Annotated in this window: 28 protein-coding genes, 1 tRNA gene and 3 pseudogenes; 9 read left to right on the top strand and 23 right to left on the bottom strand. The window is 69.5% G+C overall.

The features are described from left to right. Positions 1-26: 26 nt before the first annotated feature. Positions 27-1,547, top strand: coding sequence for an FG-GAP repeat domain-containing protein (locus ABD357_RS16695; protein WP_344390918.1), 1,521 nt, complete (start codon positions 27-29; stop codon positions 1,545-1,547). Positions 1,548-1,693: 146 nt separating this feature from the next. Here ABD357_RS16695 and ABD357_RS16690 read toward each other — a convergent pair whose 3' ends face one another. Both ABD357_RS16690 and ABD357_RS16685 read right to left on the bottom strand, forming a co-directional pair. Then, positions 1,694-3,904, bottom strand: coding sequence for a trypsin-like serine protease (locus ABD357_RS16690; protein WP_344390917.1), 2,211 nt, complete (start codon positions 3,902-3,904; stop codon positions 1,694-1,696). Between the two features lie 34 nt (positions 3,905-3,938). After that, positions 3,939-4,439, bottom strand: coding sequence for a hypothetical protein (locus tag ABD357_RS16685; RefSeq protein WP_344390916.1), 501 nt, complete (start codon positions 4,437-4,439; stop codon positions 3,939-3,941). Positions 4,440-5,061: 622 nt separating this feature from the next. On the opposite strand from ABD357_RS16685, the gene ABD357_RS16680 reads away from it, so the two are divergent. Both ABD357_RS16680 and ABD357_RS16675 read left to right on the top strand, forming a co-directional pair. After that, positions 5,062-8,439 (top strand): ALF repeat-containing protein, encoded by a 3,378-nt coding sequence (locus ABD357_RS16680; protein ID WP_344390915.1) that lies wholly within the window; start codon positions 5,062-5,064, stop codon positions 8,437-8,439. Between the two features lie 90 nt (positions 8,440-8,529). Then, entirely contained in the window at positions 8,530-8,913 is a 384-nt protein-coding gene (locus ABD357_RS16675; RefSeq protein WP_344390914.1) for a hypothetical protein, read from the top strand. A 97-nt stretch (positions 8,914-9,010) separates the two neighbouring features. Here the strand turns inward: ABD357_RS16675 and ABD357_RS16670 are convergent, their stop codons facing one another. From ABD357_RS16670 to ABD357_RS16660, 3 genes are read right to left on the bottom strand one after another with little or no spacing between them, the layout of a single operon-like run. Then, complete coding sequence (locus ABD357_RS16670) at positions 9,011-9,193, bottom strand: DUF397 domain-containing protein (protein ID WP_344390912.1); 183 nt, start codon at positions 9,191-9,193, stop codon at positions 9,011-9,013. Positions 9,194-9,205: 12 nt separating this feature from the next. After that, positions 9,206-9,496 (bottom strand): Scr1 family TA system antitoxin-like transcriptional regulator, encoded by a 291-nt coding sequence (locus ABD357_RS16665; RefSeq protein WP_344391168.1) that lies wholly within the window; start codon positions 9,494-9,496, stop codon positions 9,206-9,208. Positions 9,497-9,517: 21 nt separating this feature from the next. Further along, positions 9,518-10,378, bottom strand: a complete 861-nt coding sequence (locus tag ABD357_RS16660; protein WP_344390911.1) for a Tat pathway signal sequence domain protein — start codon at positions 10,376-10,378, stop codon at positions 9,518-9,520. Between the two features lie 210 nt (positions 10,379-10,588). Between ABD357_RS16660 and ABD357_RS16655 the strand changes: the two are divergent. From ABD357_RS16655 to ABD357_RS16635, 5 genes and pseudogenes are all read left to right on the top strand, one after another. After that, positions 10,589-10,773 (top strand): annotated as a pseudogene (locus tag ABD357_RS16655) (helix-turn-helix domain-containing protein); the annotation flags it as partial. Between the two features lie 238 nt (positions 10,774-11,011). Continuing rightward, positions 11,012-11,407, top strand: coding sequence for a nuclear transport factor 2 family protein (locus tag ABD357_RS16650; protein WP_344390909.1), 396 nt, complete (start codon positions 11,012-11,014; stop codon positions 11,405-11,407). Between the two features lie 129 nt (positions 11,408-11,536). Next, the gene (locus tag ABD357_RS16645) at positions 11,537-12,523 is read left to right on the top strand and encodes a Yip1 family protein (RefSeq protein ID WP_344390907.1); all 987 of its coding nucleotides are present in this window, start codon (positions 11,537-11,539) and stop codon (positions 12,521-12,523) included. Positions 12,524-12,774: 251 nt separating this feature from the next. Then, on the top strand, positions 12,775-14,088 hold the full coding sequence (locus ABD357_RS16640) for a sulfite oxidase (RefSeq protein WP_344390906.1): 1,314 nt from the start codon (positions 12,775-12,777) through the stop codon (positions 14,086-14,088). Positions 14,089-14,183: 95 nt separating this feature from the next. Continuing rightward, a complete protein-coding gene (locus ABD357_RS16635; protein WP_344391165.1) occupies positions 14,184-14,378 on the top strand; it encodes a DUF5988 family protein in 195 nt (64 codons plus the stop codon). On the opposite strand, the gene ABD357_RS16630 is transcribed toward ABD357_RS16635, so the two are convergent. From ABD357_RS16630 to ABD357_RS16620, 3 genes are all read right to left on the bottom strand, one after another. Then, entirely contained in the window at positions 14,342-14,854 is a 513-nt protein-coding gene (locus tag ABD357_RS16630; RefSeq protein WP_344390905.1) for a phosphoribosyltransferase, read from the bottom strand. The two genes, ABD357_RS16635 and ABD357_RS16630, sit on opposite strands and share 37 nt — an antisense overlap. 16 nt (positions 14,855-14,870) lie before the next feature. After that, positions 14,871-15,446: a dCTP deaminase gene (dcd, locus tag ABD357_RS16625; RefSeq protein WP_165343999.1), complete on the bottom strand. Its 576-nt coding sequence runs from the start codon at positions 15,444-15,446 to the stop codon at positions 14,871-14,873. A gap of 161 nt (positions 15,447-15,607) precedes the next feature. Then, the gene (locus tag ABD357_RS16620; RefSeq protein ID WP_344390904.1) at positions 15,608-15,769 is read right to left on the bottom strand and encodes a hypothetical protein; all 162 of its coding nucleotides are present in this window, start codon (positions 15,767-15,769) and stop codon (positions 15,608-15,610) included. A gap of 275 nt (positions 15,770-16,044) precedes the next feature. On the opposite strand from ABD357_RS16620, the gene ABD357_RS16615 reads away from it, so the two are divergent. Next, a tRNA-Gly gene (locus tag ABD357_RS16615) sits at positions 16,045-16,118 on the top strand. Between the two features lie 97 nt (positions 16,119-16,215). Here the strand turns inward: ABD357_RS16615 and ABD357_RS16610 are convergent. The 15 genes and pseudogenes from ABD357_RS16610 to ABD357_RS16540 all read right to left on the bottom strand — a co-directional run bounded on the left by ABD357_RS16610 (position 16,216) and on the right by ABD357_RS16540 (position 26,079). Continuing rightward, positions 16,216-16,755 (bottom strand): GNAT family N-acetyltransferase, encoded by a 540-nt coding sequence (locus ABD357_RS16610; protein ID WP_344390902.1) that lies wholly within the window; start codon positions 16,753-16,755, stop codon positions 16,216-16,218. Between the two features lie 48 nt (positions 16,756-16,803). Continuing rightward, positions 16,804-17,970: a tyrosine-type recombinase/integrase gene (locus ABD357_RS16605; protein WP_344390901.1), complete on the bottom strand. Its 1,167-nt coding sequence runs from the start codon at positions 17,968-17,970 to the stop codon at positions 16,804-16,806. Further along, positions 17,970-18,182: an excisionase family DNA-binding protein gene (locus ABD357_RS16600; protein ID WP_344390900.1), complete on the bottom strand. Its 213-nt coding sequence runs from the start codon at positions 18,180-18,182 to the stop codon at positions 17,970-17,972. The genes ABD357_RS16605 and ABD357_RS16600 overlap by 1 nt, the downstream gene beginning before the upstream one ends. Further along, positions 18,179-19,489: a replication initiator gene (locus ABD357_RS16595; protein ID WP_344390899.1), complete on the bottom strand. Its 1,311-nt coding sequence runs from the start codon at positions 19,487-19,489 to the stop codon at positions 18,179-18,181. The genes ABD357_RS16600 and ABD357_RS16595 overlap by 4 nt, the downstream gene beginning before the upstream one ends. A 132-nt stretch (positions 19,490-19,621) precedes the next feature. Further along, positions 19,622-19,879, bottom strand: a complete 258-nt coding sequence (locus ABD357_RS16590) for a SpdD protein (RefSeq protein ID WP_344390898.1) — start codon at positions 19,877-19,879, stop codon at positions 19,622-19,624. 14 nt (positions 19,880-19,893) lie between these two features. Beyond that, positions 19,894-20,088, bottom strand: a complete 195-nt coding sequence (locus ABD357_RS16585; RefSeq protein WP_033321456.1) for a hypothetical protein — start codon at positions 20,086-20,088, stop codon at positions 19,894-19,896. A 9-nt stretch (positions 20,089-20,097) separates the two neighbouring features. Next, positions 20,098-20,289 carry a mobile element transfer protein gene (locus ABD357_RS16580; RefSeq protein WP_033321455.1) on the bottom strand — a complete coding sequence of 64 codons (192 nt, stop codon included), beginning with the start codon at positions 20,287-20,289 and terminating at the stop codon, positions 20,098-20,100. Further along, positions 20,289-20,498, bottom strand: coding sequence for an RING finger protein (locus ABD357_RS16575; protein WP_344390894.1), 210 nt, complete (start codon positions 20,496-20,498; stop codon positions 20,289-20,291). Before ABD357_RS16575 ends, ABD357_RS16580 begins: the two co-directional genes overlap by 1 nt. A gap of 18 nt (positions 20,499-20,516) precedes the next feature. Beyond that, positions 20,517-21,128: a DUF2637 domain-containing protein gene (locus ABD357_RS16570; protein WP_344390893.1), complete on the bottom strand. Its 612-nt coding sequence runs from the start codon at positions 21,126-21,128 to the stop codon at positions 20,517-20,519. Continuing rightward, entirely contained in the window at positions 21,128-21,388 is a 261-nt protein-coding gene (locus ABD357_RS16565; RefSeq protein WP_344390890.1) for a hypothetical protein, read from the bottom strand. Before ABD357_RS16565 ends, ABD357_RS16570 begins: the two co-directional genes overlap by 1 nt. An 81-nt stretch (positions 21,389-21,469) precedes the next feature. Next, positions 21,470-22,842: pseudogene (locus ABD357_RS16560) on the bottom strand (FtsK/SpoIIIE domain-containing protein). Positions 22,843-22,847: 5 nt separating this feature from the next. Further along, a pseudogene (locus ABD357_RS16555) lies at positions 22,848-23,193 on the bottom strand (SCO3933 family regulatory protein). Positions 23,194-23,802: 609 nt separating this feature from the next. Beyond that, on the bottom strand, positions 23,803-24,531 hold the full coding sequence (locus ABD357_RS16550) for a GntR family transcriptional regulator (RefSeq protein WP_344390888.1): 729 nt from the start codon (positions 24,529-24,531) through the stop codon (positions 23,803-23,805). Positions 24,532-24,593: 62 nt separating this feature from the next. After that, a complete protein-coding gene (locus ABD357_RS16545; protein WP_344390886.1) occupies positions 24,594-25,058 on the bottom strand; it encodes an ATP-binding protein in 465 nt (154 codons plus the stop codon). Between the two features lie 280 nt (positions 25,059-25,338). Further along, positions 25,339-26,079, bottom strand: a complete 741-nt coding sequence (locus tag ABD357_RS16540) for a GntR family transcriptional regulator (RefSeq protein ID WP_344390885.1) — start codon at positions 26,077-26,079, stop codon at positions 25,339-25,341. Positions 26,080-26,083 lie beyond the last annotated feature (4 nt).

Raw genomic sequence — 26,083 nt, 5'->3', positions numbered from 1 at the left:
CCGGGGGCATGGGGTGTTGTCGTGGAATGAGAGCGACAAGCGGTGCCAGGGGTGCGGTTCTGGTCGCGTGCGCCGTCCTGCTGGGCGCCGCCGTCGCTGGGTGCGAGGCGGTCGGCGGGGGCTCCGGGGCCGGCGGAAGCAGGAGTACGGGTCCGGGGGCGCCCTCCGCGCCCACGCCCCCGGACGCCACCTCCCCCTCCACCGGCTTCACGCTCGGCGCCCCCGCACAGGGCCCCGACCGCCCCGCCGCCGGACAGCCACAGGACCGCCCCCGCGAGGGCGACCTCAACGGCGACGGCTACGACGACGTGGCCCTCGCCCGCACCGGCGCCGTCTACGTCGTGTACGGCTCGGCGGACGGCCCCGGCCCCCGCACCCGTACGACCCTCGCCGTGGGCGGCGGTCACCCGGGCCGTGACGCCGACAACATGCCCCGGCTGCACCGCGCCGACCTGGACGGCGACGGGTTCACCGATCTGCTGGTCACGGTGAACGACGGCAAGCAGTACGCGCTGTGGGGCGGGGCGCGCGGGATCACCGGGATACGTCAACTCGCCATCGGCGGAGAGGCGTTGCGCGAACTCGGCCCCGCGGGCGGAGACTTCGGCAGCGTCGCCGACTTCGACGGGGACGGCAGCGGCGACGTCTTCCGCCTCGGCCGCCCCGGCGGGTCCGCAGGCGTCGTCTTCCACGGCCCCTTCGACCGCCGTACGGGCAAACCGGCCCGCCAGGCCGAACTCACCGGCCCCGTCCCCGCCGAGAGCGCGCCCTACCAGTCCACCTCCGAGGACTACGACGGCGACGGCCGCGCCGAGCTGACCGTGTGGTTCGAGTGGACCGACCCCGACAGCGAGGGCGACGGCGACCTGAGCGTCCGAGGGGTGCACCATTTCCGCGGTACGGCGCGTGGGCTCGTACGGGCGCAGGAGTCCGAGCAGGGCGAGGAGTTCGCGGGCCATCCCGGGGATGTGGACGGCGACGGCGACGACGAGCTGTACAAGGCGAGCTTCTCCGCCTACGACCAGAAGATCACGATCAGCGTCAACTCGGCACCAGGAAAGGCGAGTTACGCGCCGCCAGTCACTTTGACCGACCTCCCCGGTCTCAACTCCCGTTGCTGCGGAGGCACCGAGGGCCGAGCGGTCGGTGACGTCACGGGCGACGGCCGTCCCGACCTCGTACTGAGCGCGCCCGCGATCAACAGCGCCCACGGACTCGTCTTCCTGATCCCGGACATCGCCCACGTCACCACAGCCACCACACCCCAGGCGGTCGACCTGGAATCCACAGGTGTGGACGGAGAGAACCGTGACCCCGGAGAGGGCGACAAGCAGTACATCCGCCACCGCCTGATCTCCAAGCCACCCCTGCTCGACGTAAACGGCGACGACCGCCTCGACGTGATCGCCGCCTCCGGCAACCGACGATCCGAGGACGGCTCCGCCACGCGCCGTACGACGGGGTTCTGGGTCTTCCCGGGCTCCCCGGACGGCCTGAACACGAGCGCCTCGCGGCACATCACGGAGGAGGACCTGGACCTTGAGTGACCGAAAAGGCGCCTGACGGGAACTCTCCCGGTCAAACGCCTTTCTCACGAACCGCTCAGGGCATGGCCCTGTTTGCGCCGTTCATGAACACCTGCGGTCTCCGGTCCTGCGGGGCCGGCTCTCGTCGGCCCCGCAGGACACGTGGGTTACCGCGCCGCGTAGCCGAAGCGGGCGCCGACCGACGGGAGGCCGCCCTGGCCGGGCCGGTAGGAGGTGACCGCGGCGACCGCGCCGCCGGCGGTCACGTTGGACATCGGCAGGGCGTGAACGGCACCGGTGCTCGGGCCGTACGGCATGCCGACGTACAGGTGGGTGCCGGTGAAGTGGATGCTGCGGCCCAGGTACTGGTTGGTTCCCGGGGTGCCGGGGATGCCGTCGCCGTCACCCGCCTCCAGCCACCTGTCGTTGGCACCGGGCGCGCCCAGGAGCGAGAAGGTCTGGACCGCACCCGCGTTCGCGGTCGTGCCGATGGCCTCGTTCGGGACGCCGACGGCCAGCTTCATCGTCGCCGTGGTGCTCACCGCGCGCGGCGCGGTGTTCACGGCTGTCAGGGTCGAGCCGAAGCGGTCGCCTGCCTCGGAGGTGCCGGACACGTCGTCGGTGGCGGTGCCCGACGAGATTCCGTTGAGCTGGCTGTACGTGCCCGAGGCGGTGACGCGGAAGGTGAGGACGTTGCCCGTGTCGGCCTTGTTGGCGCCGTCGACGGGCAGGTCCTCACCGGGCGAACCGACCGCGAGGATCGACTCGTTGGCACTCGCCGCGCCCGACGGGCGGTACGGGGCCAGGGCCAGGGACTTGCCGAACTCGTCACCGGCTTCGGCGCCGCCGGAGACCGTGTCCAGGTCCTGGTCGAGGCCGAACTTCGGGGTGGGGCGGCCCTCGGAGTTCAGCGTGTGGCTGAAGACCGCCAGGTTGCCGGCGCCCGCGTCGGCTCCGATGGCCTCACCGGGAGCGCCGACGGCGATGTAGTTGGCGTCGGCCGCGACGGTGCTGCCGAAGCCGTCGTTGGCCTCCACGGCACCGGGTACGCCGGTGGCGTCCTGGTGGGTGACGATGTTGGTGGAGCCGTGCAGGTACACGACCATGCCCGCCTTGGCGAAGCCGCTGAGGCCCTCGCCGGGCACACCGACCACCACGAACGGCTCACCGGCGGCGCTGGTACCGGCGGCGACGGCGTGGCCCATGCGGTCGCCCGCCTCGGGGGACGAGACGGCCAGCGAACCGTTGCCGGCGCCCTGCTCGAAGTGGGTGGCCTTCTTCGCACCCGTGCCGAGGCCTCCCGCCGCGCCGTACAGGATGTCGGCGAAACCGGCGTCCGTGACACTGCCGACGTCCTCTGCGGGGGTGCCGACGACCAGATCGGTGCACCCGTCCTCGTTGTAGTCGACGGTGTCGATGGCCTCGCCGAACCAGTCGCTCGCCTCGGAGCCGCCCGGCACCCAGTCGAGGTCCTGGTTGATCTCGGCGGTGCCCTTGCCGCCGCCGTACACGATGCGGACGACGCCCGCGTCGGCGGCAGCGCCGACGGTCGCCTTGGGGTCGGCTATGGCGATGTCCTCGACGGCGTCGCAGTTGAAGTCAGTGATGCGGTTCGCGCCGACCTTGGAGTTCACCCAGGAGGCCAGGTCATCGACGCGGGCGGCGATGGCGCCGGTGTCGGTCACGGTCGCGTCGATCCCGAAGCAACCGCCCTGGTACGACTGGCTGTTCAGGGCGACCAGCTGGTGCGTGCCGCCCGCCACGCGGACCACGGGGCCGCCGGTGTCACCCATGCAGGCGGCTGCGCCGTCCTTGCCGGTGACCGTGGCCGTGGTGGCGGCGGAAGCGTCCACCGAGAACGCGCCGGTGTGCAGCTTGAGCGGCGCCCACTCGGTCTTGGTACGCCCGTACCCGGCGAACCGCAGCTCCTCGCCCGCGGCGGGCGCGGTGGCGGCCAGGGCGACGGGGGCGACATTGGTGACCGGCCGGTTCAGGCGTGCCATGACCACATCGCGGTCTGTACGCGGGACGAGCTCCACGACCTCGCGCACGGCACCGTTGGTGCCGGTCAGGTCGGAGCGGCCGATGGTCGCGGTCGTCTTCAACGCCGGCTTGCCGGCGGGCACCGCAAGACTGGCGGCCGGGTTGTCGGCGAAACAGCTGGCGGCGGTGAGCAGCCACTCTCGGTCGACCAGGACCCCGGAGCAGCCGCGGTCGTGGTCGCCGATGACGATCTGCGCGGTGTAGGCGTACGTGGTGTCACCGGAGGCGACCTCGGGGCCGATCACGGCGGTGGCGGGCGTCGCGGACAGCGCGAGCGAACCGGCCGCCAGGGCCGCGCCGAGCGCGGCGAGGCGAAGGCGTCTGGTGGAGTGCATGAAGGTCGTGTCCTCTGTTCCTGCTGTGTGACGGCTACTTGGCGGAGCGGATTTCCACGAGCATGTGCTCGCGGCCCTGTTCGTCCGCGCTCTCCCCGACGGCGGTCCAGGTGTTCTTGTCCAGGTCGAAGGACTTCTCCTCGGCACCCACGGTCATGTCGACCTGGGTGGTGTAGTCGTTGCCCTTCATGGAGTAGACCGAGGGGATCTCCAGGGTCAGCCAGCCGGAGTTGCCCACGACCTTGAAGCACACCTTGCCGGAGGTCCGCCGTGCCAGGACCTCGATGAAGCCCGTGCCGCTGGCGCAGTCCGCCAGCGTGATGTGCCCGTCACCGCGCTTGAGGACGATGTTCTGCTCGGCCAGGATCTTGTCCGCGTTGGGGTAGTTGAAGTCCTCGACCGCGTAGCCGGGCGCGCCGTCGGCGACCGTCGACGCGGCACGGTCCTGGGGGGAGGGAGCGCCGCCGGTGAGCGCGCCCGACAGGGCCGCCCACGCCAGGGCACCGGCCGCCGTCGCGGCGGCGAGGGTGCGCACGAGGAATCTCTTCCTCTGCTTGCTGTCCGTGAATTCCGAAGATTCGGTACGGGCCTTCATCGTGCTCCAAGAGTCGTCGGTTCCGTCCCCCGGGCGGAATACCTCATAAAAGTGGGGACGGCGCTCCGATGACACGTCAGGCCAGAAGAAATCCACGGCGACGAAACCGCCCGGCGAGGGTTTCCACTACGCCTGACGCGCAACGGAGATGGCGGCTTGAACGTGTCCCTGCGCGAGCCGCTCGCCTCTCCATGGAATCCGTCTTCTCCACGACCTGTCCACTTCGCCAACTACCCAAAACTGGACGCAAGTTCAGCACAAATTGTGAATCCCGTCACCTTCCCGGAAGGTTGTGGCAGCATTTGTGAAGAATTCGTGGTGATTAGTTCATCACTTCCGCATGGCGCGAATATTTCCACCCGGTGGGGAGCCGGAGGGATTTGAGTGGAAGTCAGGCATTGCCTTGGCAGGGCGACTGAAAGGGGCTCTCCGGGTGTCCGGTTAACCTTCCTTTGTCCAGCGACAATTGACGGTCCCTAAGAAATATGAATGGCTAGGATGTCGCGTCACGAATGATTTCCGTCGAGTGCCGCACGGCACTTACCTGGAGGACAACATCCCTATGGAGACAGCGTTCTGGAGCCGGCGACGACTGCTCGGCACCCTCGCCGCCGTCACGGCCGCCGCCGCCACGCCCGGGGCACTGGCCCCGCTGGCCCGCGCCGCGACAGCGGTGACGGATGAACCGCCCAAACCGTTCGAACTGCCGGGCACGGAGCGGGCGAAGGTGGTCAAGGCGTGGCTGACGGGCGGCAAGGCGACCAAGGCCGCCGCGGCGGACGCGCTGTACGGCACGGACGCGGACATACAGACGTTCCTCACCACGACGCTCCCGAAGGTGACGGCGGAGGACAATCGCGTCGCGGTCGCCACCTATCTCGCCAGATCCGGTGTGGGGCTGCGGCGTGAGGCGTCCGCGGCCCTGGGCGGCGGGGACAGCGCGGTGGCCTCCTTCCTCGACGGCGGCTTCAGATCCGCCCTGCTGGAAGACCTGCAGGTGGCCACGTCCACGGTCTCGGCCACCGGCGGCAAAGGGGTCAAGCGCGAGGCGTCCGCCGCCCTGGACGCCGGCACCGAGCAGGCCCTCGCGGCCTTCCTGTCCCAGGGCCGGTTCGCCGCCCGCGAGGAGGACCAGCGGGTGGAGACCGCCACCATGCTGATGTCCGCCGGCCCGGAGGTGCAGAAGTACGCGGACCGCGCGCTCAGCGGCGGTCGTCAAGATGTGGAGTGGTTCCTGGACACTGGGCAGCACATCGCGCGCGCCCGCGACCAGGAGGCCGCGACGATCGAGGAACTGGTCGCCGTGGTGGAGCGCGAGGGCAAGCGCGCCCAGGCGGAGACCGACCTCGCCGTCGAGGCCTCCGAACGGGCCAAGGCCGCCGCGGAGAAGGCCAAGGAGGCGGCCGAGAAGGCCGCGGCGGAGGCCGAGGCGGCCAAGGACGACGTGGCGAAGTCCGGTGCGGCGGCCCGCAAGGCCGCGAGCGCCGCTCAGGGTGCCGCGAAGGCCGCCCGCAACGCCATCAGCGCCTCCCAGTCCGCGGTCGCGGCCTCGCGTCGCGCCTCGTTCGCCGCGACCGCCGCCGCACAGGCCGCCGCCACCGCGGGCAGCGCCGCGGCTCGCGCGTACAACGCGGCGATCGCCGCGTCCAAGGACGCCTCCAAGGCCGACGCGGCGAAGAACGCCGCCGTCGCGGCGCGCAACGGCGCCGCGCGTGCCCGTACGGCGGCCAAGGCCGCCGACTACGCGGCAACCGCGGCCTCGCAGGCGGCCGGTGCCGGTGCCGCCGCCGCGTCCGCCGCCCGCAACGCGGCCGCCGCCGCCAACGCCTCGGCGCAGGCGGCCACCGCGGCGGGCGTCGCCCAGTCCGAGGCCGCGGAGGCCAAGCGCCAGGCCGCGATCGCGAACAGCGCCGCGACCCGCGCCACCAACGCCGCCTCCACCGCGCAGGCCCTGGCCAACCAGGCCGCGTCCGCCGCGCGCACCGCACGCGATGCCGCCAACTCCGCGGCGGCGCACGCCGACAAGGCCGCCGACGCGGCGGAGGAAGCGGTCAAGTACGCGGGTCAGGCCATCGACTACGCCAACAAGTCCACCGCGCACGCGGCCGAGGCGATCAATGCCGCCAACACCGCCACCAAGGCCGTCGAGGACGCCCAGGCAGTCGAACAGGCGGCCCGGGCGGCGGAGTCGGCGCGACTGGAGGAGGACAAGCAGGACGGCCTGGCGGAGGCCAGGCTGCTCGCCCAGATGGAAGCGGAGGAGCGGGCCGCACAGGCGAACCTGCGCACGCAGGACCAGCAGACCGCACAGGCCCTCAAGGACCAGATCGCGAGCGCCGAGAAGGCACTGGCGGACGGTAATCCCGCGCTGGCCGCCACACTTGGCCGCAAGGCAGCCATGGGCATGGCGGCCGCGAAGGGCGCCTGGGCGCGGGAGGCCGCACAGTTCGCACTGGCCGGTACGGATGCGGACGTCCACGCCTGGATCGACGCCGACCGGGCCCTCGCCGAGGACCAGGACGACCGGGAGACGGCCCTTCACATCGCGGAGGTTGCCTCCGCCAACGTCGGAAACGCCGTCCACACGGCGCTGACGAGCGAAGCCGCCGACGCCGTGAAGGCCTTCCTGACCGACGGGCTGATCGAGGCCGTGGCCGAGGACAACCGCGTCAGCATCGCCGGCATCCTCTCCACCAGTCCCGGGCCGGCCGTCACGGCCGCGGCCAACGCCGCGCTCGACGCGAACACCCCTCAGGCGCTGCGGGACTTCTTCGACCGCACCTACGCCGAGGCGGTACGGGACGACGACGGGGTCGCCACAGCTGCGCTGCTCAACTCCGGGGGCATCTACACCAAGGCCTACGCGGAGGTCGCCCTGGAGGGCCCGACGTGGATGCGCCGGAACTTCATCGCCCTCGCGCAGTACAAGGCGGCTCAGCTCGACCACGACTCGGCCACGCACATCGCCGCGATCCGTGGCGCGATCGCCGCGGCCGCGAAGATCGCCTACAAGGCGCAGGAGAACGCGCAACTCGCGTCGAAGGCGGCCGCGGAGGCGCGCAACGCAGCGGACCAGGCCAAGGAATGGGCGGACAAGGCGCTCGCCTCGTCGAAGCAGGCCGACACGTACGCCGCGCAGGCCAGGCAGAACGCCGACGACGCGGACAAGTCCGCCGAGGCCGCCCAGGCGTCCGCGAACCGGGCGAAGTCCGCAGCGGAGACGGCCCGCAAGGCGGGCCGTGCGGCCAACTACTCGGCGAACCGGGCCATCGACTCGGCCCGCAGCGCCGTGCGCTCCTCCTACAGCGCCCAAGCCTCTGCGAACAGCGCGCGCCAGTCCGCGATCGCCGCGGGTCAGTCCGCGCAGGCGGCAGCGGCGGCGGCCACCGACGCCCGCCGTATCGTCACGGAGAAGCGCAGGGCGGAGGCGGCGGAGGCCGCGCGCAAGGCCGCCGAGGCGGCACAGAAGGCCAAGGACGAGGCGAGGAACCCGGCCGACAGCCCGACGCACGACAAGACCAACTCGGGCGGCAGCGAGGGCGACAAGGACGAGTGGTGGAACGACGCCCAGTTCTACGCCGACGCGTTCAACTGGATCAGCATCGGCTCCGGATTCCTCGCCGCGGGACTTGCCTTCGCCGCGCCGTGGACCGGCCCGTTCGCACCGTTCGTCGCCGGCGCGGCGGGGATCCTCGGCTGGGTCTCCGTGGGGTCGGCCGCACTCAGCACGCTGTTCACGGGCATCGAGCACGGCTTCGACAGCGCCGAGTTCGCGGGCTCCCTCGTCGGAACCAGCCTGGGGCTGCTCACGTTCGGCCAGTCCAAGTGGATCGGGGCCACACTGGACGGCGTGGTGTCGCCCATCGCCAAGCGGGCCACGCAGCTCGGCAGCGACATCGTCTCGCCCATCACCGGTACGCTGACTTCCCTTTTCGGATAATCAACCGGATGACAGCCGACTGCTGGTCCGACCAGCGGGGGACCGGCCCCAGGCGCCGGTCCCCCGCCCTGGCACAGAAGGACACCTCCCATGCTCGCGTCTGTACCCATCGGGTGGCTGTGGCTGTTGGCCGCGGCGTCCACCGCCCTGTCCAGCTTCCTCTTGGGCAGCTGGATCCCCCTGCGGAAGTTCCGTATCGCCTATCCGGTGATCATGGTCGTCGGCGGCGCGGTCCTGGTCGTCGTCTGCCGCTTGAAGGGCATCGACCTGAACGCGGCGCTCGTCATGTACTCGTTTGCCCACATCGGCCTGACACTCGGCCTGCTCCCCCAGCGGAAACTGTTCAAAGAGGTGCTCGAGCGGTGGCGCAGGGGTGAGACCACGGACCACATCAAGATCCCGCGCCGGCACCAGGTCTTCCTCGCCGTCAGCGTGGTCGCCGTCCTACTCGCCGGCTTCGCACTGACCCGCTGAACCGCGTACGGGACAGCGACGCCGCAAGGCGAGTGTCGGCGCCATGTCCCGGACCGGGCGGGCGCTGGACCCGATAGCGCGCTGGTGGCATAGCCGCTCAGCCAGCCCGTAGGTGACGTATGAGGGCGGCGAGGCCGGTACCACTTGTTGCTATTACGGTGCCGGGCTCGTCGCTTTCGCGGAGGAGCAGGAGGCCCTGGCAGGCGGTGAGTTCGACGCAGTCGGCGTCATCATCGCCGCCGGAGAACGACGACTTCTGCCACACGGGAACCTCGGGCATGTTCGCGCCCTTTCAGATCTGCTGAGCCAGGCTGTGAATGAAGTCCCTCGGCTCTACGACTCCCAGCGCCTGCTTCTGCACCTGCGCGAATCCCCGTCGACAGCGATCGAGCTGCGCCTCTGCGTCCAGGTAGTTGCCCCCGTGCGGAGTGTCCATCAGAACGGTGTCCAACTGCGGAACCGGGCCGCCAATGATTGTCGGCGCGTAGCCGATTCGGAAGCCGTCCACGTCGAACGGCACCACGCGCAGGGTGACTTGAGGACGCTCGGACGCGTACGTCCTTCGAGGCGAGACGGGCGACAGGAGCCACAGGGCCGAGGCCGGTCACGGGAGCCTGTGCGCCGTGCGGGCGCTGAGGTCGATGACGAACTGGCGTGTGTCGATCCACGGCCCGCCCACGACGTGCGTGAACAGCCGTACGCAGCGGTGCCCCCCGTCGCAGTCGGCGGGCCCTGCGGTACCGCTCCGTTCGTAGGCCAGCCCCTGTACGCGCAACTGCGCGGGCGCGGCGAGTGATCGCCCGGTGGCGGCCTCGAAGTCCTGCCGTACGCCGTCCCCGAGCGGGCTCGCCAGCAGCACCTTCAGCGCCTCGCGTGACTCCTGGCCGGAGGGCGCGGGCTGAACTCCCGTGGCGGATTCGGTCCGTACGACCTTTCCGGTGCCGAGGTCGACGGTCTTCTTCACGAAGCGGTCGTCGCGGTAGTCGTAGAAGTAGACGTCCGCGTGCCGCTTGCCCTCCCGGCCGGAAGGCTCGGCGGTGAGGTCGGCGAGATCGGCGCTCAGGAACTGGGGTGTGCCGTCCTGCCCCTGTACATCCTCGCTGGTCGTACGCAGCGTCCGGTCGCCGGCGAGGGCGGCCTGCTGGGCTCGGGTGATCTCGTCGTCGGTGAGGGGGTCGGCATCGCCGGTTCCGGCGTTACCGGAGTTGTTCCCCGAGGCGTTCCCGGTGGCGGTCGTCGACGGCGAGGCGTACGGCGACGGTGTCGCGGCGGCGTGCGGTGCGGCTTCCCCTCGCGTCTGCGGGGGCCCGCCGTCCCCGGAGGCCTCCATCGGCAGGGTCACGGCGACCATCGCGGCCGTACCGGCGGCCGCCAGTGCCGTGCCGGCGAACAACCGGCGCAGGGCGATGCGCTGCTCTTTCCCTCGTGGCTCTTTCGCTCGTGGCTCTTTCGCTCGCTCGTTCATGTGCTTCCCCGTGGTGTGTGCTCGGGCGTACTACCGGATGTCGATGTCTCCGATGCCTCAAGTCCAGCCGCCAGGACGTTGTTCAGCAGGCCCCCTCCGCCGCACCGAACAAAGACGTAAGGCCAGTTGAGGCCCAAGATGAACGCTTGTGGGCCACGGCGCGGCTCCCTACCGTGGCCCGAACAGGCGGATGAGAGGGAGACCGGAGCAATGGGGCGTCGCGAGACTCCGGTGGACCCGGCAGCGGGCCCGGTCCAGCGCTTCGCGTACGAGTTGCGCAAGCTGCGCCAGGAGGCGGGCGGCCTCACGTACCGCGAGATGGCCCGCCGGGCGCACTACTCCGTCACGCCCTCTCCCAGGCGGCAGCGGGCGATCAACCCCCCTCCCTGGCCGTGACCTGGTGGTCTACCGCACCCTGGGCGACACGGACGTCAGCACCATGACCTTCAGCCCCGACGACCGGTACTTCGCGGCGAGCGACAGCGACGGCCACGTCACGGTGTCCGTACCGCAGGACGTGCGAAGGCTGATGCGCGGGGGTTACTCGCTCCCAGTGGCCCAGGCGGCGACAGAGGCGAACAATTGGCCATGTAAGCCGCAAACCGACTTGAGCCACGGAAGGTGGCGAGCACCATGGCCGAACACCCGCACGCAGAACTGGTCCGCAAGGGCTACGAGGCCTTCCAGCGCGGTGACATGGACACCCTGCGCACGCTGATATCCGGGGACGCCACACACCACGTACCGGGCAGCCATCCCCTGGCAGGCGACTTCAAGGGCCAGGACTCGATCATCGACATGTACCGTCGGCTCAACGAGGAGACGAACGGGACCCTGCGCGTTGAACTGCGCCATGTCCTCGTCGACGGCCGGGGTCACGCGGTCGGCATACACCGCTTCACGGCCGAGCGGGGCGGCAAGCAGATCGACGAGAACGGAGCCATCGTCTTCCGGATCGTCGGAGACAAGGTCACCGACCTCGACGAATGTATCGAGGACATCGAGAGGAGCAATGCCTTCTGGTCGTGACGCCTTCACGGCGCACGGCAACGGCAACGGCAACGGCAACGGCAACGTGCGTACCCGTACGTGCGCACCGCAAAAACCTGAGCCGACCCTGAGCCGCCACGGAAAATCGGCTGGACTACCCCTTAGGGGATGTCACAGCTCAGCGTCAAAGCCGGGTCCGTTCTCCCGGGCCCGGCGCACAGCTCTGTGAGACCAGGTACGTTCGATTGCGTGGCTGGATTCAGGATCGGACGCGGCCGGGACAACCGCACCCAAGCAAGCCCGCAACAGCACGGGCGGCAGCAACCGTACGGACAGCAGGCGCCCCAGGGCGGCCGCCCGTCGTACGGCTATCCCCCTGCGCAGCAGCCGTACCCGCCGCAGGCACAGCAGTACGGCAACGGCGGGCAGCAGTGGCCCCAGGCGAACGGCCACGGCGAGCCGGAGTACTTCGGTGACCACGATCACCACGCCCAGGGCCCGGACCCGTACGCGGCGAACAACCCGGGCCACACTCAGGCCTTCGGGATCGGCGAGGACCCGTACAACCAGGGCGGCACCTACCGCGCCGGCCAGACGGCGGCACCCCCGGTGGGGCCGCGGCTGCACTGGAAGGAACTGCTGAGCGGCGTCATCTTGCGCCCGAACCAGACGTTCCTGCAGATGCGCGAGTACACGATGTGGGGCCCGGCCCTGATCGTGACGTTCCTGTACGGACTGCTGGCGGTCTTCGGCTTCGACGGCGCACGCGAGGACGCGATCAACGCGACGCTTTCCAACGCGGTCCCCATCGTCCTGACGACGGCGGTCGCAATCGTGCTCAGCGCGTTCATCCTGGGCGTGGTCACCCACACCCTCGCGCGCCAGCTCGGCGGCGACGGCGCCTGGCAGCCCACGGTCGGCCTCTCCATGCTGATCATGTCGCTCACGGACGCCCCCCGCCTGGTCGTGGCCCTCTTCATGGGCGGCGACGCGCCGTTCGTGCAGATCCTGGGCTGGGCGACCTGGCTGGGAGCCGCCGCCCTGTTCACGCTGATGGTCAAGAAATCCCATGACCTTCCGTGGCCGAAGGCCCTGGGCGCCTCGGCGATCCAGCTGATCGCCCTGCTGTCGATCATCAAGCTCGGGACGTTCTGAGCCTGGCACTTGGGCGGCACGACGAGCGCGGCACACGTCACGTGTGCCGCGCCTCGGCATTTCTCAGTCCAGTTGGTCTCGCGTAGTACGGCTCGCGAGCGCACGATGGACACGTGACTCCGCTCCCCCACTTAGAGGAAGGGGGGGCTTCCAACCCGAGGGCTGCGGTCCAACCCGAGGGCTGCGGTCCAGCCCGAACCGATCCCTTGCGGGACGAAAGGAAAATTTCACAGCTCAGGGAAGCGATTCTGATGGATGCACGCGACGTACAGACCGAGCGGGACGGACAAGCCGAGCGCATCGTGCCGCACGACGGGCCCCTCGGTGACGCCCACGCGAGCGTCGAGCACGCCGGTGACGCCCACGCCGCCGACGCGCACATCAGCGCGCTACGGGCCGTCAGCGCACCGTCGCGCGTGGCCGAGCCCGCCGAGGGGATCAGCGCGGAGGAACTCGCGCTCGCGGCACGCAATCACGGGCTGCCGCTGGAGGCCCTGCGGTACGACGTCACGCCGCCCGGACTGCACTACGTACTCGTCCACTACGACATCCCCACCGTCGACGCCGCCCGCGCCGACGACTGGACGCTCACCGTGCGGGGCCGCGTACGCACACAACTGTCCCTGGACATGACGACCCTGCGCTCGTTCCCGGCCGTCACACACCGGGTGACGATGGAGTGCGCGGGCAACGGCCGGGCCCGGCTCACCCCGCGCCCCGTGAGCCAGCCCTGGCTGGTCGAGGCGGTCGGCACCGCCGACTGGACGGGGGTCCCGCTGCGTACGCTGCTCGCTGAGGCCGAGGTCGAGCCGGACGCCGTCGAGGCCGTGTTCACCGGCGCCGACCACGGCGTGGAACGCGGCGTGGAGCAGGACTACCAGCGCAGTCTCCCCCTCGCGGACGCCACCGCCGACGACCCCGAGGTGCTGGTGGCGTACGAGATGAACGGCGCCCCACTGCCACCGCAGCACGGCCACCCCGTACGCCTGGTAGTACCCGGCTGGTACGGCATGGCCCATGTGAAATGGCTCCGCGACATCGCCCTGACCGACACACCCTTCACGGGATTCCAGCAGGCGGTGGCCTACCGCTACCGTCGCTCGGCCGACAACCCGGACGACCCCGGCGAACCGGTCACCCGTATCGCCCCGCGCGCGCTGATGATCCCGCCGGGCTTCCCCGACTTCATGTCCCGCACCCGCGTCGTACGCCCCGGCCCCGTGCAGCTGGAGGGCCGCGCCTGGTCGGGCCACGCCCCGGTGACGAAGGTCGAGGTGAGCACGGACGACGGCGAGACCTGGACGGAGGCCGGTCTCGAGGACGGGCGTGAGGGCCGTGACAGGCATGACGGGCGTGACGGGCGTGACGGGCCCAAAGGCAGCGCGTGGGTGTGGCGGAGCTGGCGTACGACATGGGAGGCCACGCCCGGCACCCACGTACTGGCCGCCCGTGCCACCGACGCCGCGGGCCACACCCAACCCCTCGACCAGCCCTGGAACCGCGGCGGCTTCGGCAACAACCTCGTCCAGCGGATCCCGGTGATCTGCCTGCCGCGGGGCGACTGAAGGCGTTGAACCACAGGAGCTCTGGAAACATGGCCACGAAGACAGGCAACAGCAGCAAGACGAGCAACACGTCGGAGAAATCAGAGGCAGCGGCCCTGGCAGCCCTCGAGGGCGGCCCCGACGACCTGCCCGAGAGGATCGTCCCCGCTACGGTCCCGGCGGGCGAGGACCTGAAGATCCTGCACCGCGGCGGCTACGAACACTTCCGCCCGACATCACGACGCCAGGACACGGCGAAGGGGAAGCTGCCGGTCTACGAGTGGTGGGAGCGTACGGAGATCGCCGAGTAGCCCCGCTTCACGACGGGCTCCTGGACGCTCCACGGAAAGTCGATCCACTCATCGGTCCGCCGCCACACGTACTCGCACTTCACCAGCGACTGCGACTTCTCGTAGATCACGGCGGACCGCACTTCGGCGACATGCTCGACGCAGAAGTCGTACACGAGCTTCAGCGTCTTGCCGGTGTCGGCAACGTCATCGGCGATGAGCACTTTCTTGTTCGTAAAATCAACGACATTAGGAACGGGCGCGAGCATAACGGGCATTTCTAGCGTCGTGCCAACGCCCGCATAAAACTCCACATTCACCAGGTGAAGGTTCTTGCAGTCGAGCGCATAAGCAAGCCCGCCAGCGACGAAAACACCCCCACGGGCTATGGAAAGGACGAGATCGGGCTCGTACCCGTCGTCGGCGATGGCCTGCGCCAACTCCCGTACCGCTCCGCCGAACTGCTCGTAGCTGAGATTCTCGCGTACGTCGCTCATGCCGGCCCTGCCGTCCTCACACCTGGGTCCGGTGGAAGTTGAGGAAGGACCGCGAGGCGGTGGGCCCGCGCTGGCCCTGGTAACGGGAGCCGTACCGCTCGGAGCCGTAAGGGAATTCGGCAGGCGAGCTGAGCCGGAACATGCACAGCTGGCCGATCTTCATACCCGGCCACAGCTTGATGGGAAGCGTGGCGAGATTGGACAGCTCGAGCGTGACGTGCCCGGAGAACCCGGGGTCGATAAACCCGGCGGTGGAATGCGTGACCAGCCCGAGCCGACCCAGAGAACTCTTCCCCTCGAGCCTCGACGCAAGATCGTCGGGAAGCGAGATCACCTCATACGTACTCGCCAGCACGAACTCCCCGGGGTGCAGGATGAACGGCTCGTCCCCGTCGGGCTCGACGAGCCGAGTGAGGTCGGCCTGCTCGATGGAGGGGTCGATATGCGGGTAACGGTGGTTCTCGAACACCCGGAAGTAGCGGTCGAGCCGCACGTCGACGCTCGACGGCTGCACCATGGAATCGTCGTACGGATCGATCCGGACGCGCCCGGAGTCGATCTCGGCCCGGATGTCCTTGTCAGAGAGAAGCACGCCCTGAGGATACGCAGAGCGTGGGGGCCCGCCACAATCCCCGGACTGTCCGAGGACTGTCCGGGGACTGCGACGGGCCCCTACGAGGTGTGGCCGTGGTCTGACCGTGGTCGTCTAACCGTGGTGACCGCTTACCGCTTGCCGTCCGGTCCGCTTCTCCGCTACCGCTTCTCCATGGCCACGGGTACGACGTTCCGGAGCCGCGCACAGCGCGGACAGCGGATCAGCCGGCCGGGGCCGAGCCGCTCGGCCTGCTGCATCGGAAGCTGGGCGGTGCTGAACACGTGCCCCTCGGCACAACGGACGACGGTGCTGCGTTCCATCAAGTCCTCAGAGTCCCTTCCCCAAGAGCCGCGTCTGACTGACGTGAAACGCCACATTACGGGACGAACAGAACGGCCCTCCAGGCGGCACTCCGATCCCGCCCAACCCCTCTCCCACGCCTCCACCGTACGCCCCAACTCTCGCCCTCCGCAGCCCAGTCCACCCACCGGGCCGCCCCCGAAACCACCACAGGCCCCACGGCTTTCCGACGCCGGGGGCCTGGCATGAGGTACAGTGAACCCGCGTTTCCGACGCTGGTCAGTCGGCGTCTTACGCGGGTGTAGTTTAATGGTAGAACATCAGCTTCCCAAGCTGAGAGCGCGAGTTCGATTCTCGTCACCCGCTCCAACACGAACCCCCAAGTCAGAGACCTGGGGGTTGTTTGTTGTCTAGACCGGCGGGCGGGTAGGGCACCACAACCGCACCATAAGGGCTGGGCTACGGCTCAATCGGACGGCGTGACCGGGGACCGTATACCGAGCCACTGCTCAGCGTCCCAGGCCCGGAACCGCTCGACCTCGGTGAACCCCAGCTTTGCCGCGAGGCGCATCGAGCCGACGTTGGCGGTCTGGGTGGCGAGCACCACCGGCTCGCCGGGAAGGACACCGTCGAACCAGTCGAGTGCCGCCGCGCACGCCTCGGCGGCGTATCCGAATCCCCATGCCCGCGGCAGGAACAGGTAGCCGAGATCGGCCTTCCCCGCGGCAGCCGGGCGATGGTGCTCCGGTGCTCTCCTGAGCAGGATCTGGCCGATCATCGCCCCGTCGAGATCGACGACGAAACTCCCCGGCCACCGCTCGGGCACCTCGGGCATCTCGCGCTCAAGCTCGTCACGCGGCCGGGGGCCTCCGAGGTAGGTGTGTACCTCCGGCGAGGCGAGCAGCTCGACGAACGCCGCCCGGTCTCGGGCCTCGGGCTCGCGGAGCACGAGCCGTTCGGTTCTGATCGGGGCAGGTGGCCAGGCCACGGGTCCGAGTTCAGTCATGGCGAGCAACCTATCCCTCGCCCACGAGAGCGATCCGAAAGAGAAGGTCTAGCTACCGGTGGGCTTCTGCTTATGGTGCGCGGGGTCGTCCTTGTAGTGCTTCGCACGCTCGGCGCGCACCATCTCGTCGAGCCCGGCCGCCACCTCGCGCTGCCGTTCGTCGTCGGAGTGCTGATAGATCAACGCGGCCTTCTCGGAGGACTGTCCGGCCCGGACCATCGTGTCTTTGAGGGTCGCGCCCGAGCGGGTCGAGAGCGTGTGTCCGGTGTGACGAAGGTCGTAGAAGCGGAAGCCTTCTGGGAGGCCGACAGCAGTACGGGCGCGCCGCCACTTCCGGCCGAAGGAGGTGCGCCGGAAGGGAGCTCCCTTCTCACCGACGAAGAGGAGCCCATCAGGCCCCTTCTCGGCGTACCAGGCAAGGTGGCGCTTCAACTCCTTCTCCAGGAAGCCCGGAAGGACGACGAAGCGTGCGCCAGCATCCGACTTGGTCGCACCGGGAGCGCGTTTGCCGTTGGTCCGCTCAGGCTCGGCAACCCGGACCCGGATCACGAGGGAATCAAAGTCTACGTCCCGGCGCCGCAGTCCGGCCAGTTCCTCGGGACGCATCGGACCGTAGGCACCGAGGTAGACCATGAGCCGCCAGCGGATGCCGATCGCGTTGGCGAGGGCATCGACCTGGGCGACGGTCGCAATCCGACGCTCGCTCGCAGCTTCCTTCCCCGCGCCCTTGATCCGGCACGGATTGCGGCTGATCAGGTCGTCATCGACGGCCGTCTCCATGATGCCCTTGAGCAGGCGGTACGCCTTGGCTACGACCGTCTTGGCGCCAGTCGTTCGCAGCCGCTCGGCCCGCCACTCGCGGACGCGAGGAGCAGTGATCTCGTCCAGGTCGAGTGCGCCGAAGGTCGGGAGGATGTGGAGCCGAAGAAGGTCCTCGTAGAGGTCCACCGTACGAACGGACAACTCACGTTCCTCAACCCACTTCTCGGCGTACACGCGGAAGTTGACGGCGCCCGCGTCGGGAGAGCGCCAGTCACCACGGCTGAGGTCTGCCTCCACCTGGGAGAGCCATACCTCAGCGTCCTTCTTGGTCTCGAAGGTCTCGGGCGCTCGGACTCGCTCACCGTCGGGCGCGAGGTACGACGCAGTCCACTTCCCAGAGCGGTACTGCCGGACGGCCCCAAAGCGCCGGCGCCTGCCCTTCTTGTTGGCCATCAGGCGACCCTCCGCAGTCGGGCACGGCGGAGCCGGACCGGCTCAACGGTGCGAGAGGCGATGTACTCGTGGAGGGCGCTCTCCGGGATACGGACGTACCGGCCAACCTTCACGTACCGGATGCGCCGCTCCTCAATGAGCCGCCGGGGGAAGCGGGCAGTCGTACCGAGCAGCTCGGCGACCTGGTCGACGGACAGGTAGCGGTCGGTCATGCGGTCGGGTCTCCTTCCGTTCCGGGGGCGGGTTCGAGGGATGCGGTCAGCCACTGCTCGCCGGTGCTGAGGCCGGTTCCGGCGAAGACCCAGTGGGCGAGGACGAGCGTGGTTTCGCCGTCCTGCGGGGCGGTCAGGGTGTCCGGGGTGGCTTGGGCGCGGCGCCATTCGGCGCGGGCGTCGCGGAGGGCGCCGAGGGTGGTGGAGTAGCGGCGGGACTTGGTGGAGAAGTGGCCGCGGAAGCCGAGCATGTGGGCCCAGGCTCGGAGCCGGAGGTCTGCCAGTTCGGGGCGTGCGCCGAGGTCCCATGCGGTGCGGATCATGCGCCGGGCATGGTCGGTGATCCGGGCCCCGGCCAGCTCGGCGAGGAACTTGATCGGCCGGTCCAGGGTGCCGGTCGCTGTCTCGGCGCCCTTGGTGGCGTACTTGGCGATGTACGCCGCTACGGCCCGCTCGGTCAGCTCCTGGCCGTCGTCGAAGTCGGCGGAGCGGATCGTTCGGACGTCGAGCTGGCGGCCGAAGGCGAAGGTGTGCGCCCGGCCGTCGATCACTGGGCCGTCGACGCGCGCGGCGGTGGCGGCGGCCCGGATGGCATCGGTCAGCAGCTCGGCCGTGGCCCAGGCCGGGGGCGGGCTGTCGCCGCCGTCGGGGCCGTCGAGGCGGATGACGGCGTGGAAGTGGACGGCGCCGCGTTTCTGGTACTCGGCGACCTTGGCGAAGGAGACGCGCGCGTACTCGCGGAACGCGCGTTGGGTGAGTCCGGCGCGCTTGGCGACCTCACGGCGGAGGTAGATGGAGAAGCGGCGCCACAGGGCCCCGGCGTGTGCGTTCCAGAGCACGGCGGCTTCGTAGTCGTACGTGTCGGGGTCGAGGGGTGTGCCGAGAGCCGCGTCCTCCTGGTCGTGGTGGATGCCGCAGCGGCAGCCGCGCCTGCCGGAGGGGCGGTTGTGGACGGGGCCGAAGCCGGGGGCGGTGAAGGTGGCGAACACGCGCGGGTGGGCGCCGACTTGTTCAGGGGTGCCTTTGCCGCCGCGTAGTCCGGCGGTGATCAGGTGGTAGGTGTCTCGGCGGTAGGTCTCGGCGCAGGCCGCACAGCGGGTGGCGCGGCGGTTGTTGCAGCGGACGAGGAGGTGACCGGCCGGGAGGGTGGCCGAGTCCAGGTGGTGCAGGACGCGGCCGATCTCGCCGGTTGTCTTGTTGACCTCGTGTTCGGTGCGGTGGCCGTCGAGGCGTACGGGGCGGGTGCAGCCGCCCAGGCCGGAGAGTTGGCGGGCCAGCTCGGGCATGGTGCCGAGGGAGGCCAGCATGGAGAGTTCCGCCAGCGGGGGCGGAGTCTGCCGGGTGATGATGGGGGTTCCTTTCGGCTGTTTCGGCGGTTGGGAGGGACGGCCCTGGGGCGGCGGGATGCTTGGCGGCGTTGTTGCCGCCCCGGCGGCCGGTCAGCGGTGGTTCGTGCTGCTGACGAGCGAGCGCAGTACGACGGCAGCAATGGCCACGGTGATGGCCGTGACGGCGACGGCCGCCAGGAGCGCGGTGAGTACGACGCCGACGACGATCACGGCGGCGACCGCGCCGACTCCGACGCCCACGTACGGGCTGACCGGACGGCCGGCGGGAGCAGCCGGGGCGTGGTTCTGCTGAGTGGTGGTGATGGTCGTCGGCATGGGCGGGGCGTCGGGCAGCTTGGGACGGAACACGGCGGGACTCCTTGTCAGTCGTGGTTGCCGTTGACGACGTCGACACCGCTGCGGGTGCCGGACTCGATGGCGGGGGCGAGGAAGGTGTGCGAGAGCCAGAAGCCGAACAGCGCGATCACGACGGCGACCCAGAGGCGGACGCCGAGGAACTTGATCGCGGCCCAGGCGACGACGCCCAGGACGAAGACGAGCGGCAGCGATACGGTCACAAGATCTCCTCAGCGGACGCGGCAGCGGTGGGTGCGGGCGGCCAGTTCGGCGGCGGCGCGGCTGTCGTAGTCCGTCGAGAAGCCGCACCGTGGAGCCGTACAAGCGGCGGTGTGCTTCTCGCGGCCCCGGCCGTCGTAGTAGGTGGCGACCTGGACAGGGCCGATGCGGACGACCCGGCGGAAGCGGGGATTGGCGGGCATCAGGGCATCTCCTTCTGGTCGTTGTGGTGGTCGTGGGTGTTGCCGGTGAAGTCGGTGACGTGGTCGGCCAGCCAGCGCAAGATCTCGTCGCCCTCGTAGGTGTCGGCGGCGAGGATGACCGGCTCGGCGATCAGCACGGCTTCGGTGAGGCGGTTCTGTCGGGTCAGCTCGGCGGCGCGCTTGAGCGTGCGGAGCGTGGACGGACGCAACGGGTTGTCTCCTACGGGTCAGGTGAGTTGGGCGGCGATGGCTTCGGCGAGCGGCATCGGGACGCCGAGCCGGGCGCGAAGCGTCGGGGTGTCGATGGCGGTTCCGGTCCGGGCGTGGTGTTCGTCGGCGACCTTGCGGGCGAGCGTGACGAGCGCGGGCGGAAGGGGAGTTGGAGCGGGCGGCGCCGATTCCGGCTTTGCGGTGGGCAGTTCGGGTGCCGCAGCGTTCACGGCGGGCTCTGGCTCCGCCGCTGGAACCTCTGTCGGTGTCGGAGCACCGTGGGCCAGCAGGGTTCCGCCGAGGAATGCGACGGCGGGCCATCCGGCGACGAGGATGCGCAGCCAGGCCGGTACGGCGCCGAGGTCGAGCAGTCCGGCGGTGGCGACGTTGGCACCGAGCGATGCGGTCAGTGCGACGAGGAACCAGCACCATCCGGCCGCTTTCGGCCCGCCGGAGCTGAGCCGCCGCCAGGACGCCACCAACAGCAGGTCGACGGAGACCGGATAGGCCCACGCCTTCCAGCCCTGTTGACCGGCGGCGTAGGCCAGATCGTGCAGGTGGGCGAAGGACAGCGCGGCGGCGATCACCGCTTGGACGAGTACGGCGTCAATGCGGATGGGCAGCCGCATCACCGCTCCTCGTCCGGCTCCTGGTCGCCGCCGGTCAGGGCGGCGGCGTAGGTCTCCAGTGCCTTGACGTAGTCGGTGCAGGCGGCGGCCAGGTCGCGGGCGAAGGCCAGGTGATCGGCGATGGGAACCCGGTCGAAAACCGAGACGGTCAGGGAGTGGCCATCTCCGTTGAGAGTGAGGATCGGGGTTCGGCGAGTGCCGTACTGGCTGAGGTGGACGTTGGTAGCGGCGTCCGCGTAGAAGGACATCGTGGCGGTCACGAGGTTTCCTCTCCGTGTTCAGGCATGGCGGGGTAGGGACTTGGCGCGGGACGGCCGCGCCGGCAGCTGGAGCGGGTGCGCTTACTCGGTGACGGGGCGAGGGGCGGCCACGGGCCCGGACTCCTTCACGGGCACGGGCGGGACGTAGGGCCGGAAGGGCGTGAGCGCCGGTACGTCAGGCGCGAGATCGGCCGTCTCGCGGCAGGTGGCCGCAGCGTCGACGAGGGACAGGTACGGGGTTCGGATACGGGACCAGCCGCCCGACGTGTCGCCGACGACGGCAAGGCCAGGCAGCTCGGCGGCGATGGCGCAGGCAGCGCCTCGGCTTCCGGGGCGATGTCGCCGAGCGCCATCTTGGCGGAGGCTTCATCGTTCACGCGGTGGCAGACCCGGCCGGTCAACTGGGCCCGGAGCATGGTTGCGCCCTTGCCCAGCTCGGCGCCGAAACGCTGCCCGCAGACCTCCAGGTAGATTCCGGCGGCCCGGCCGAGCTGAGCGAGCCGGATGAGCTGGGTGACCATCTCGTCTCGCCGCTCTTCCTCCTTTCGCGTGGCGACGAGGAAGAGTTCGGCCACCTCGTCGACGAACAGCACGACGGGAGCGGGGCGTTCGCTCTCGGGCAGGCCCCAGATGTCCGAGGTGATCTCCTCGTCCGGGGTGCCGGGGGCGATGCCCTGGCGGGCCTTGATCAGGTCGTAGCGGTCCTCCATTTCCTTCACGAGTACGGGCAGCAGCTCGGCGGCCTGCTCCGGGTCGGTCGCGAGTGCCGAGAGCCGGGCGGCGAACGGCGCCAGCTCCACGCCCCGCTTGCAGTCGATGCCGACCAGGACGACCGGCTGAGCGGCCAGCTCGGCGAGCAGGTTCCGCAGGTACATGGACTTGCCCGACAGCGTGGCGCCGAGGACGAGTTCATGCGGTACGGCGCGGTAGTCGCGTACGAAGGCGGTCGCGTCCTCCCGCAGCGCCACCGGCACGCGGAGCAACCCGCGGTCGATCCGGCGAGGCATCCGTACCTTCCGCAGGACGTCGAAGCCGACGAGCCGCAGTTCAACGACTCCGGGCTTGATGTCCCGGACGTACACGGCGTGAACGCCCCAGGCATGCCGCAGCCGTTCGGCCGAGGCCGCCACGTCCGCAGGTTCCTGGCCGGGAGCCAGCCGCAGCCGAAGCCGCAGGCCGGTCGTGGTGGGCCGGATCATGCCCCGTCGCGGGGGCACCGGCCGGATCTCACGGCGGGTTGTCGCCTTGCCGGCCAGCGCCCGCCACCGGGACGGCTCGACCGTCAGGCCGCACGCGTCCATGGTCGAGGAGTACGAGGCCAGCAGCCGGGCCACCGAGACCGGCATCCCGACTGTGGACCAGTACGCCGCCGGGTGGGCGTGCCGGGCGTAGGCCGCGCCGCCTATCGCAGCGAGCGACCCGCCCAGCTCGGCCCACGTCACCAGGTCCGTCACGGCGATCAGCCCGCCTCAGCGGCCGGGAAGGCGCCCGGAGCGATGGCAGTGGCCCGGTAGGCGATGCCGTGCCGCTGCTGACCGTTGAACACGCTCTCCCACGGCCGCGCCACCAGACCCGGCAGCGCGACCGGAGCTCCGAGCGTCAGTCCCTCGGAGATACCGCTCTCAGGAACCGTGACCTTGATCAGCGACGACTCCCCGTCCTCGATGTAGACGACGCCGACCGTCATCAGTGCCTCGCCGCTCACGGCGTCCTTGGCGATCTCACAGGCGGTCGCGCACCTTCGGCGACGGTGCTTCGGTGAGCAGGATCGTGGCGGTCGAGGCGTCAATGCGGATCACACGCACAGAGATTTCTCCTTCTGAGTCGATCAACCTGCTACCTGACAAGTTGACTTAGCAAGTTCGAAGGCAGGGATGCCAGGTTGACTTGTCAAGTGGCTTCGGTCGGCGAGCGGACCCGGCACATCAAGCGCACTATGAAGTCACCAGCACGGAGGAGGGCGCGAGATGGACAGACGGGACCGCGCTCAGCAACCGCAGTCATGGGGTCCGCGTAATCAGCAGGGGTCCGTGCCGCCGCCGGACGCCTGGTCGCAACCGGGGCAAGGCCCTCCACCAGGTCCCCCCTACCAGGGCAGGACAGCACCCCCTCCGAGGAAACGGCACCGCGTCTTCTTCTGGTTCTTCCTGGCAGTCCAGATCCTTTTCCTGATCTTGGTGATCGTGGGCGCCTCAACCGGCAGCGGTACTCCCGAAGAGTGCCGGGGCCTGACAGGCGACGAGTTGGAACTCTGCGAGGGCGCAAACGATGTTGGAACCACAATCGGAGTGGGCCTCATGATCGGCTTGTGGATAGCCGTCGACTTCATCTTGGCTCTCACTTATCTGATCTACCGGCTCGCCCGCCGACAGCCGCGCCCCTGAGGGTGCGGCGGCAAACGGACCACCTGCGCGTCAGCTGAGCCGGTAGGTGTCTTCCAGCTCTTGCCGATCGGCAGGGAGCAGGACATCAGAGACTTGCAGCGCTTGCCCCGAGGCGTCGCACGCGATGACCAGGACGCTCAGGACGGGCACGCCATCCGGCAGGCCCAGTAGCTCGGCTTCACTGCTCTCAGGCAGTCGGGCCGAGACCCGTTCCGTCACATGGTCGAAGCGGGCCCTCTTCCGCGCCTCCAAGTGCTTACGGACACTGCCGCTCAGGGCTTCGGAGCTGCCCAGCTCGGTGCCCTCAGCCAGGCCGGCGGGGAAGTACGAGGAGACCAACTCGACCGCTTCGCCGTCCTCTTCGACCAGGAACCGGCGCATGAGAACCTTGGCCCGCTTCGGCAGCCCGAGCGTCGAGGCGACCCGCGCCGGAACCGGCACTTCCCCGACCTCGACCAGACGTCCCGAGGTCTGAGACTCGTCACGCTCCAGGGCATCACGCCCCCGCCGGTCCTTCTGCTCGACGACTTCCGGACGACCCCGGACGATCGTGCCGAACCCCTGCCGGGACTCCAGCCAGCCATCCCGCTTCAGCAGCTCAAGCGCCCGCACGACGGTCGGGCGGGACATCCCGAAGGCCTGCACCAACTGGTTCTCACTGGGCACCCGCGTACCGGGCGGGTACGTGCCGTCCTCGATTCGACGCTGAATCGTCTGCGCGAGGCGCACGTACTTCGGTGGCTCCACTTCATACGCCATGAACGCCGCCCGTCGGGATTGGCCAAGTCAACTGGTCAACCAGACTAGCGACACATTGACCTTCAGAACAGAATCGGCCCGAAGCCCTCGTTCGTGGGCCAGGCGTCGGCCACCACGAAGGAGACCACCGTCCCGCCGAAGCGGCTGGGCCCGGAGTGCCACGACTCGGCGATGGTATCGACGAGGAGCAGCCCACGCCCGTGAGCGTCGTTGGCCTCTGCGCACCGCATCCGTACATTCGCCGGAAACCCCGGATTGTGCACCTCGATCCGGAGCGAGGTCTCCTCGCGGTACCACTCGACTCGCACAAGCCAGGTCTCATCCGACCGTCCGTAGAGAATGGCGTTCGTGACCAGCTCCGAGATCATCAACGCGCAGTCGTCGATGGAGCAGGCCGGGTTGTACGGGGCGATGAACTTCCGGAACCACCGCCGGGCCCGAGGCACAGACTCCGCGACGGGGTGCAAGGTCATGGCACCGAGTCGTGGTGAGTCCTCCGAGGGAAAGCGGTCGATCGTATAGGCCATCCGCACTCACTCCTTGCCGCTGCCGTCGCAGTCGAGGCAGCGCCGTTTCGATGTGGCACGGACGCGGTCGTTGGCCGTGGAGAGCGCCAGCGCCGTACGGGAGCCGACGCGCTTCCAACCGCGCCCCCGGCATCCCCGGCAAGTTGAACGCGCGCCACTCCCGTTCGGCCGCGGAGTCGTCACGTCGTGCCCCCTTCCAGACAAGTGGCCTTAGCCACTTCATGGATAGTGGCATTAGCCACTTGGAGTGCGCAAGCAGTTCGGCGTAACTGCCCGACCATCAGGTGAGCGGGTAACCCTGCTCGAAGGCCCAACGATGCGGGGGATAGGTGGCTTCAGCGAACTCCAACGGCCGGTCCTGGAGGTCGAAAACGACGTGATGGACGATCAAGACCGCAGAGCCCGACTCAAGTTGGAGATCCGCCGCCTCCTCGCCCGTCGCACTGCGAGCGCACATGCGGTCTTCTGCGTAGCCGCCCTGACGTCCCGTCATCTTCTCGACGTACATGAGCGTCCCCTCCTGAATCCGCTCGGGATCCACCAGCTTCGGCGCACGCTGGCCGACATCCGGAGCGAACCACGACGTAGACAGATTGATCGGACCGTCCTGGTTATTGGTCACCCGACGCCGATGCACGGCCCGGCGGTCCTTCACCAGTCCCAAGGCCTCAGCTACATGATCCGGCGCCTCCATCCAACCGGCCGAGGTGATCACCGCGTACTCACCGGGCGTGTAGATCTTCCCGGTCTGCCGGGCCCGCCCGTACAGCTCACGCGCCCGCCGATTGACCTCCAGGCTGCGCACGTACGTGCCCGATCCCTGGCGCTTCTCGACGAGCCCTTGATGGCTCAGCGCTTCCAACGACCGTGCGGCAGTGGGCCGGGAGACATTCCAGTCCGCCGCCAACTGCCGCTCCGAGGGCACCTCGTCCCCCGGCCGCAGGTCTCCCCGAAGGATCTGGTCGCGGATGTAGTTCGCGATCTGGAGATACTTCGGCTGAGTCTCCTCAATCTGCGGCATCTGC

Origin of the sequence: Streptomyces vastus (assembly GCF_039532825.1) — a bacterium.
GTDB lineage: Bacteria > Actinomycetota > Actinomycetes > Streptomycetales > Streptomycetaceae > Streptomyces > Streptomyces vastus.
The sequence above is the reverse complement of the archived record's forward strand: the minus strand, read 5'-3'. Positions and strand labels throughout refer to the sequence as shown.

Bases quoted from the DNA above. Each gene is read 5' to 3' on its own strand.
- ABD357_RS16695 (WP_344390918.1), top strand. From the start codon at position 27: ATGAGAGCGACAAGCGGTGCCAGGGGTGCGGTTCTGGTCGCGTGCGCC.
- ABD357_RS16690 (WP_344390917.1), bottom strand. From the start codon at position 3,904: ATGCACTCCACCAGACGCCTTCGCCTCGCCGCGCTCGGCGCGGCCCTG.
- ABD357_RS16680 (WP_344390915.1), top strand. From the start codon at position 5,062: ATGGAGACAGCGTTCTGGAGCCGGCGACGACTGCTCGGCACCCTCGCC.
- ABD357_RS16675 (WP_344390914.1), top strand. From the start codon at position 8,530: ATGCTCGCGTCTGTACCCATCGGGTGGCTGTGGCTGTTGGCCGCGGCG.
- ABD357_RS16670 (WP_344390912.1), bottom strand. From the start codon at position 9,193: ATGCCCGAGGTTCCCGTGTGGCAGAAGTCGTCGTTCTCCGGCGGCGAT.
- ABD357_RS16660 (WP_344390911.1), bottom strand. From the start codon at position 10,378: ATGAACGAGCGAGCGAAAGAGCCACGAGCGAAAGAGCCACGAGGGAAA.
- ABD357_RS16650 (WP_344390909.1), top strand. From the start codon at position 11,012: ATGGCCGAACACCCGCACGCAGAACTGGTCCGCAAGGGCTACGAGGCC.
- ABD357_RS16645 (WP_344390907.1), top strand. From the start codon at position 11,537: ATGTCACAGCTCAGCGTCAAAGCCGGGTCCGTTCTCCCGGGCCCGGCG.
- ABD357_RS16640 (WP_344390906.1), top strand. From the start codon at position 12,775: ATGGATGCACGCGACGTACAGACCGAGCGGGACGGACAAGCCGAGCGC.
- ABD357_RS16630 (WP_344390905.1), bottom strand. From the start codon at position 14,854: ATGAGCGACGTACGCGAGAATCTCAGCTACGAGCAGTTCGGCGGAGCG.
- ABD357_RS16620 (WP_344390904.1), bottom strand. From the start codon at position 15,769: ATGGAACGCAGCACCGTCGTCCGTTGTGCCGAGGGGCACGTGTTCAGC.
- ABD357_RS16610 (WP_344390902.1), bottom strand. From the start codon at position 16,755: ATGACTGAACTCGGACCCGTGGCCTGGCCACCTGCCCCGATCAGAACC.
- ABD357_RS16605 (WP_344390901.1), bottom strand. From the start codon at position 17,970: ATGGCCAACAAGAAGGGCAGGCGCCGGCGCTTTGGGGCCGTCCGGCAG.
- ABD357_RS16600 (WP_344390900.1), bottom strand. From the start codon at position 18,182: ATGACCGACCGCTACCTGTCCGTCGACCAGGTCGCCGAGCTGCTCGGT.
- ABD357_RS16595 (WP_344390899.1), bottom strand. From the start codon at position 19,489: ATGCTGGCCTCCCTCGGCACCATGCCCGAGCTGGCCCGCCAACTCTCC.
- ABD357_RS16580 (WP_033321455.1), bottom strand. From the start codon at position 20,289: ATGCCCGCCAATCCCCGCTTCCGCCGGGTCGTCCGCATCGGCCCTGTC.
- ABD357_RS16570 (WP_344390893.1), bottom strand. From the start codon at position 21,128: ATGCGGCTGCCCATCCGCATTGACGCCGTACTCGTCCAAGCGGTGATC.
- ABD357_RS16550 (WP_344390888.1), bottom strand. From the start codon at position 24,531: ATGGCGTATGAAGTGGAGCCACCGAAGTACGTGCGCCTCGCGCAGACG.
- ABD357_RS16545 (WP_344390886.1), bottom strand. From the start codon at position 25,058: ATGGCCTATACGATCGACCGCTTTCCCTCGGAGGACTCACCACGACTC.
- ABD357_RS16540 (WP_344390885.1), bottom strand. From the start codon at position 26,079: ATGCCGCAGATTGAGGAGACTCAGCCGAAGTATCTCCAGATCGCGAAC.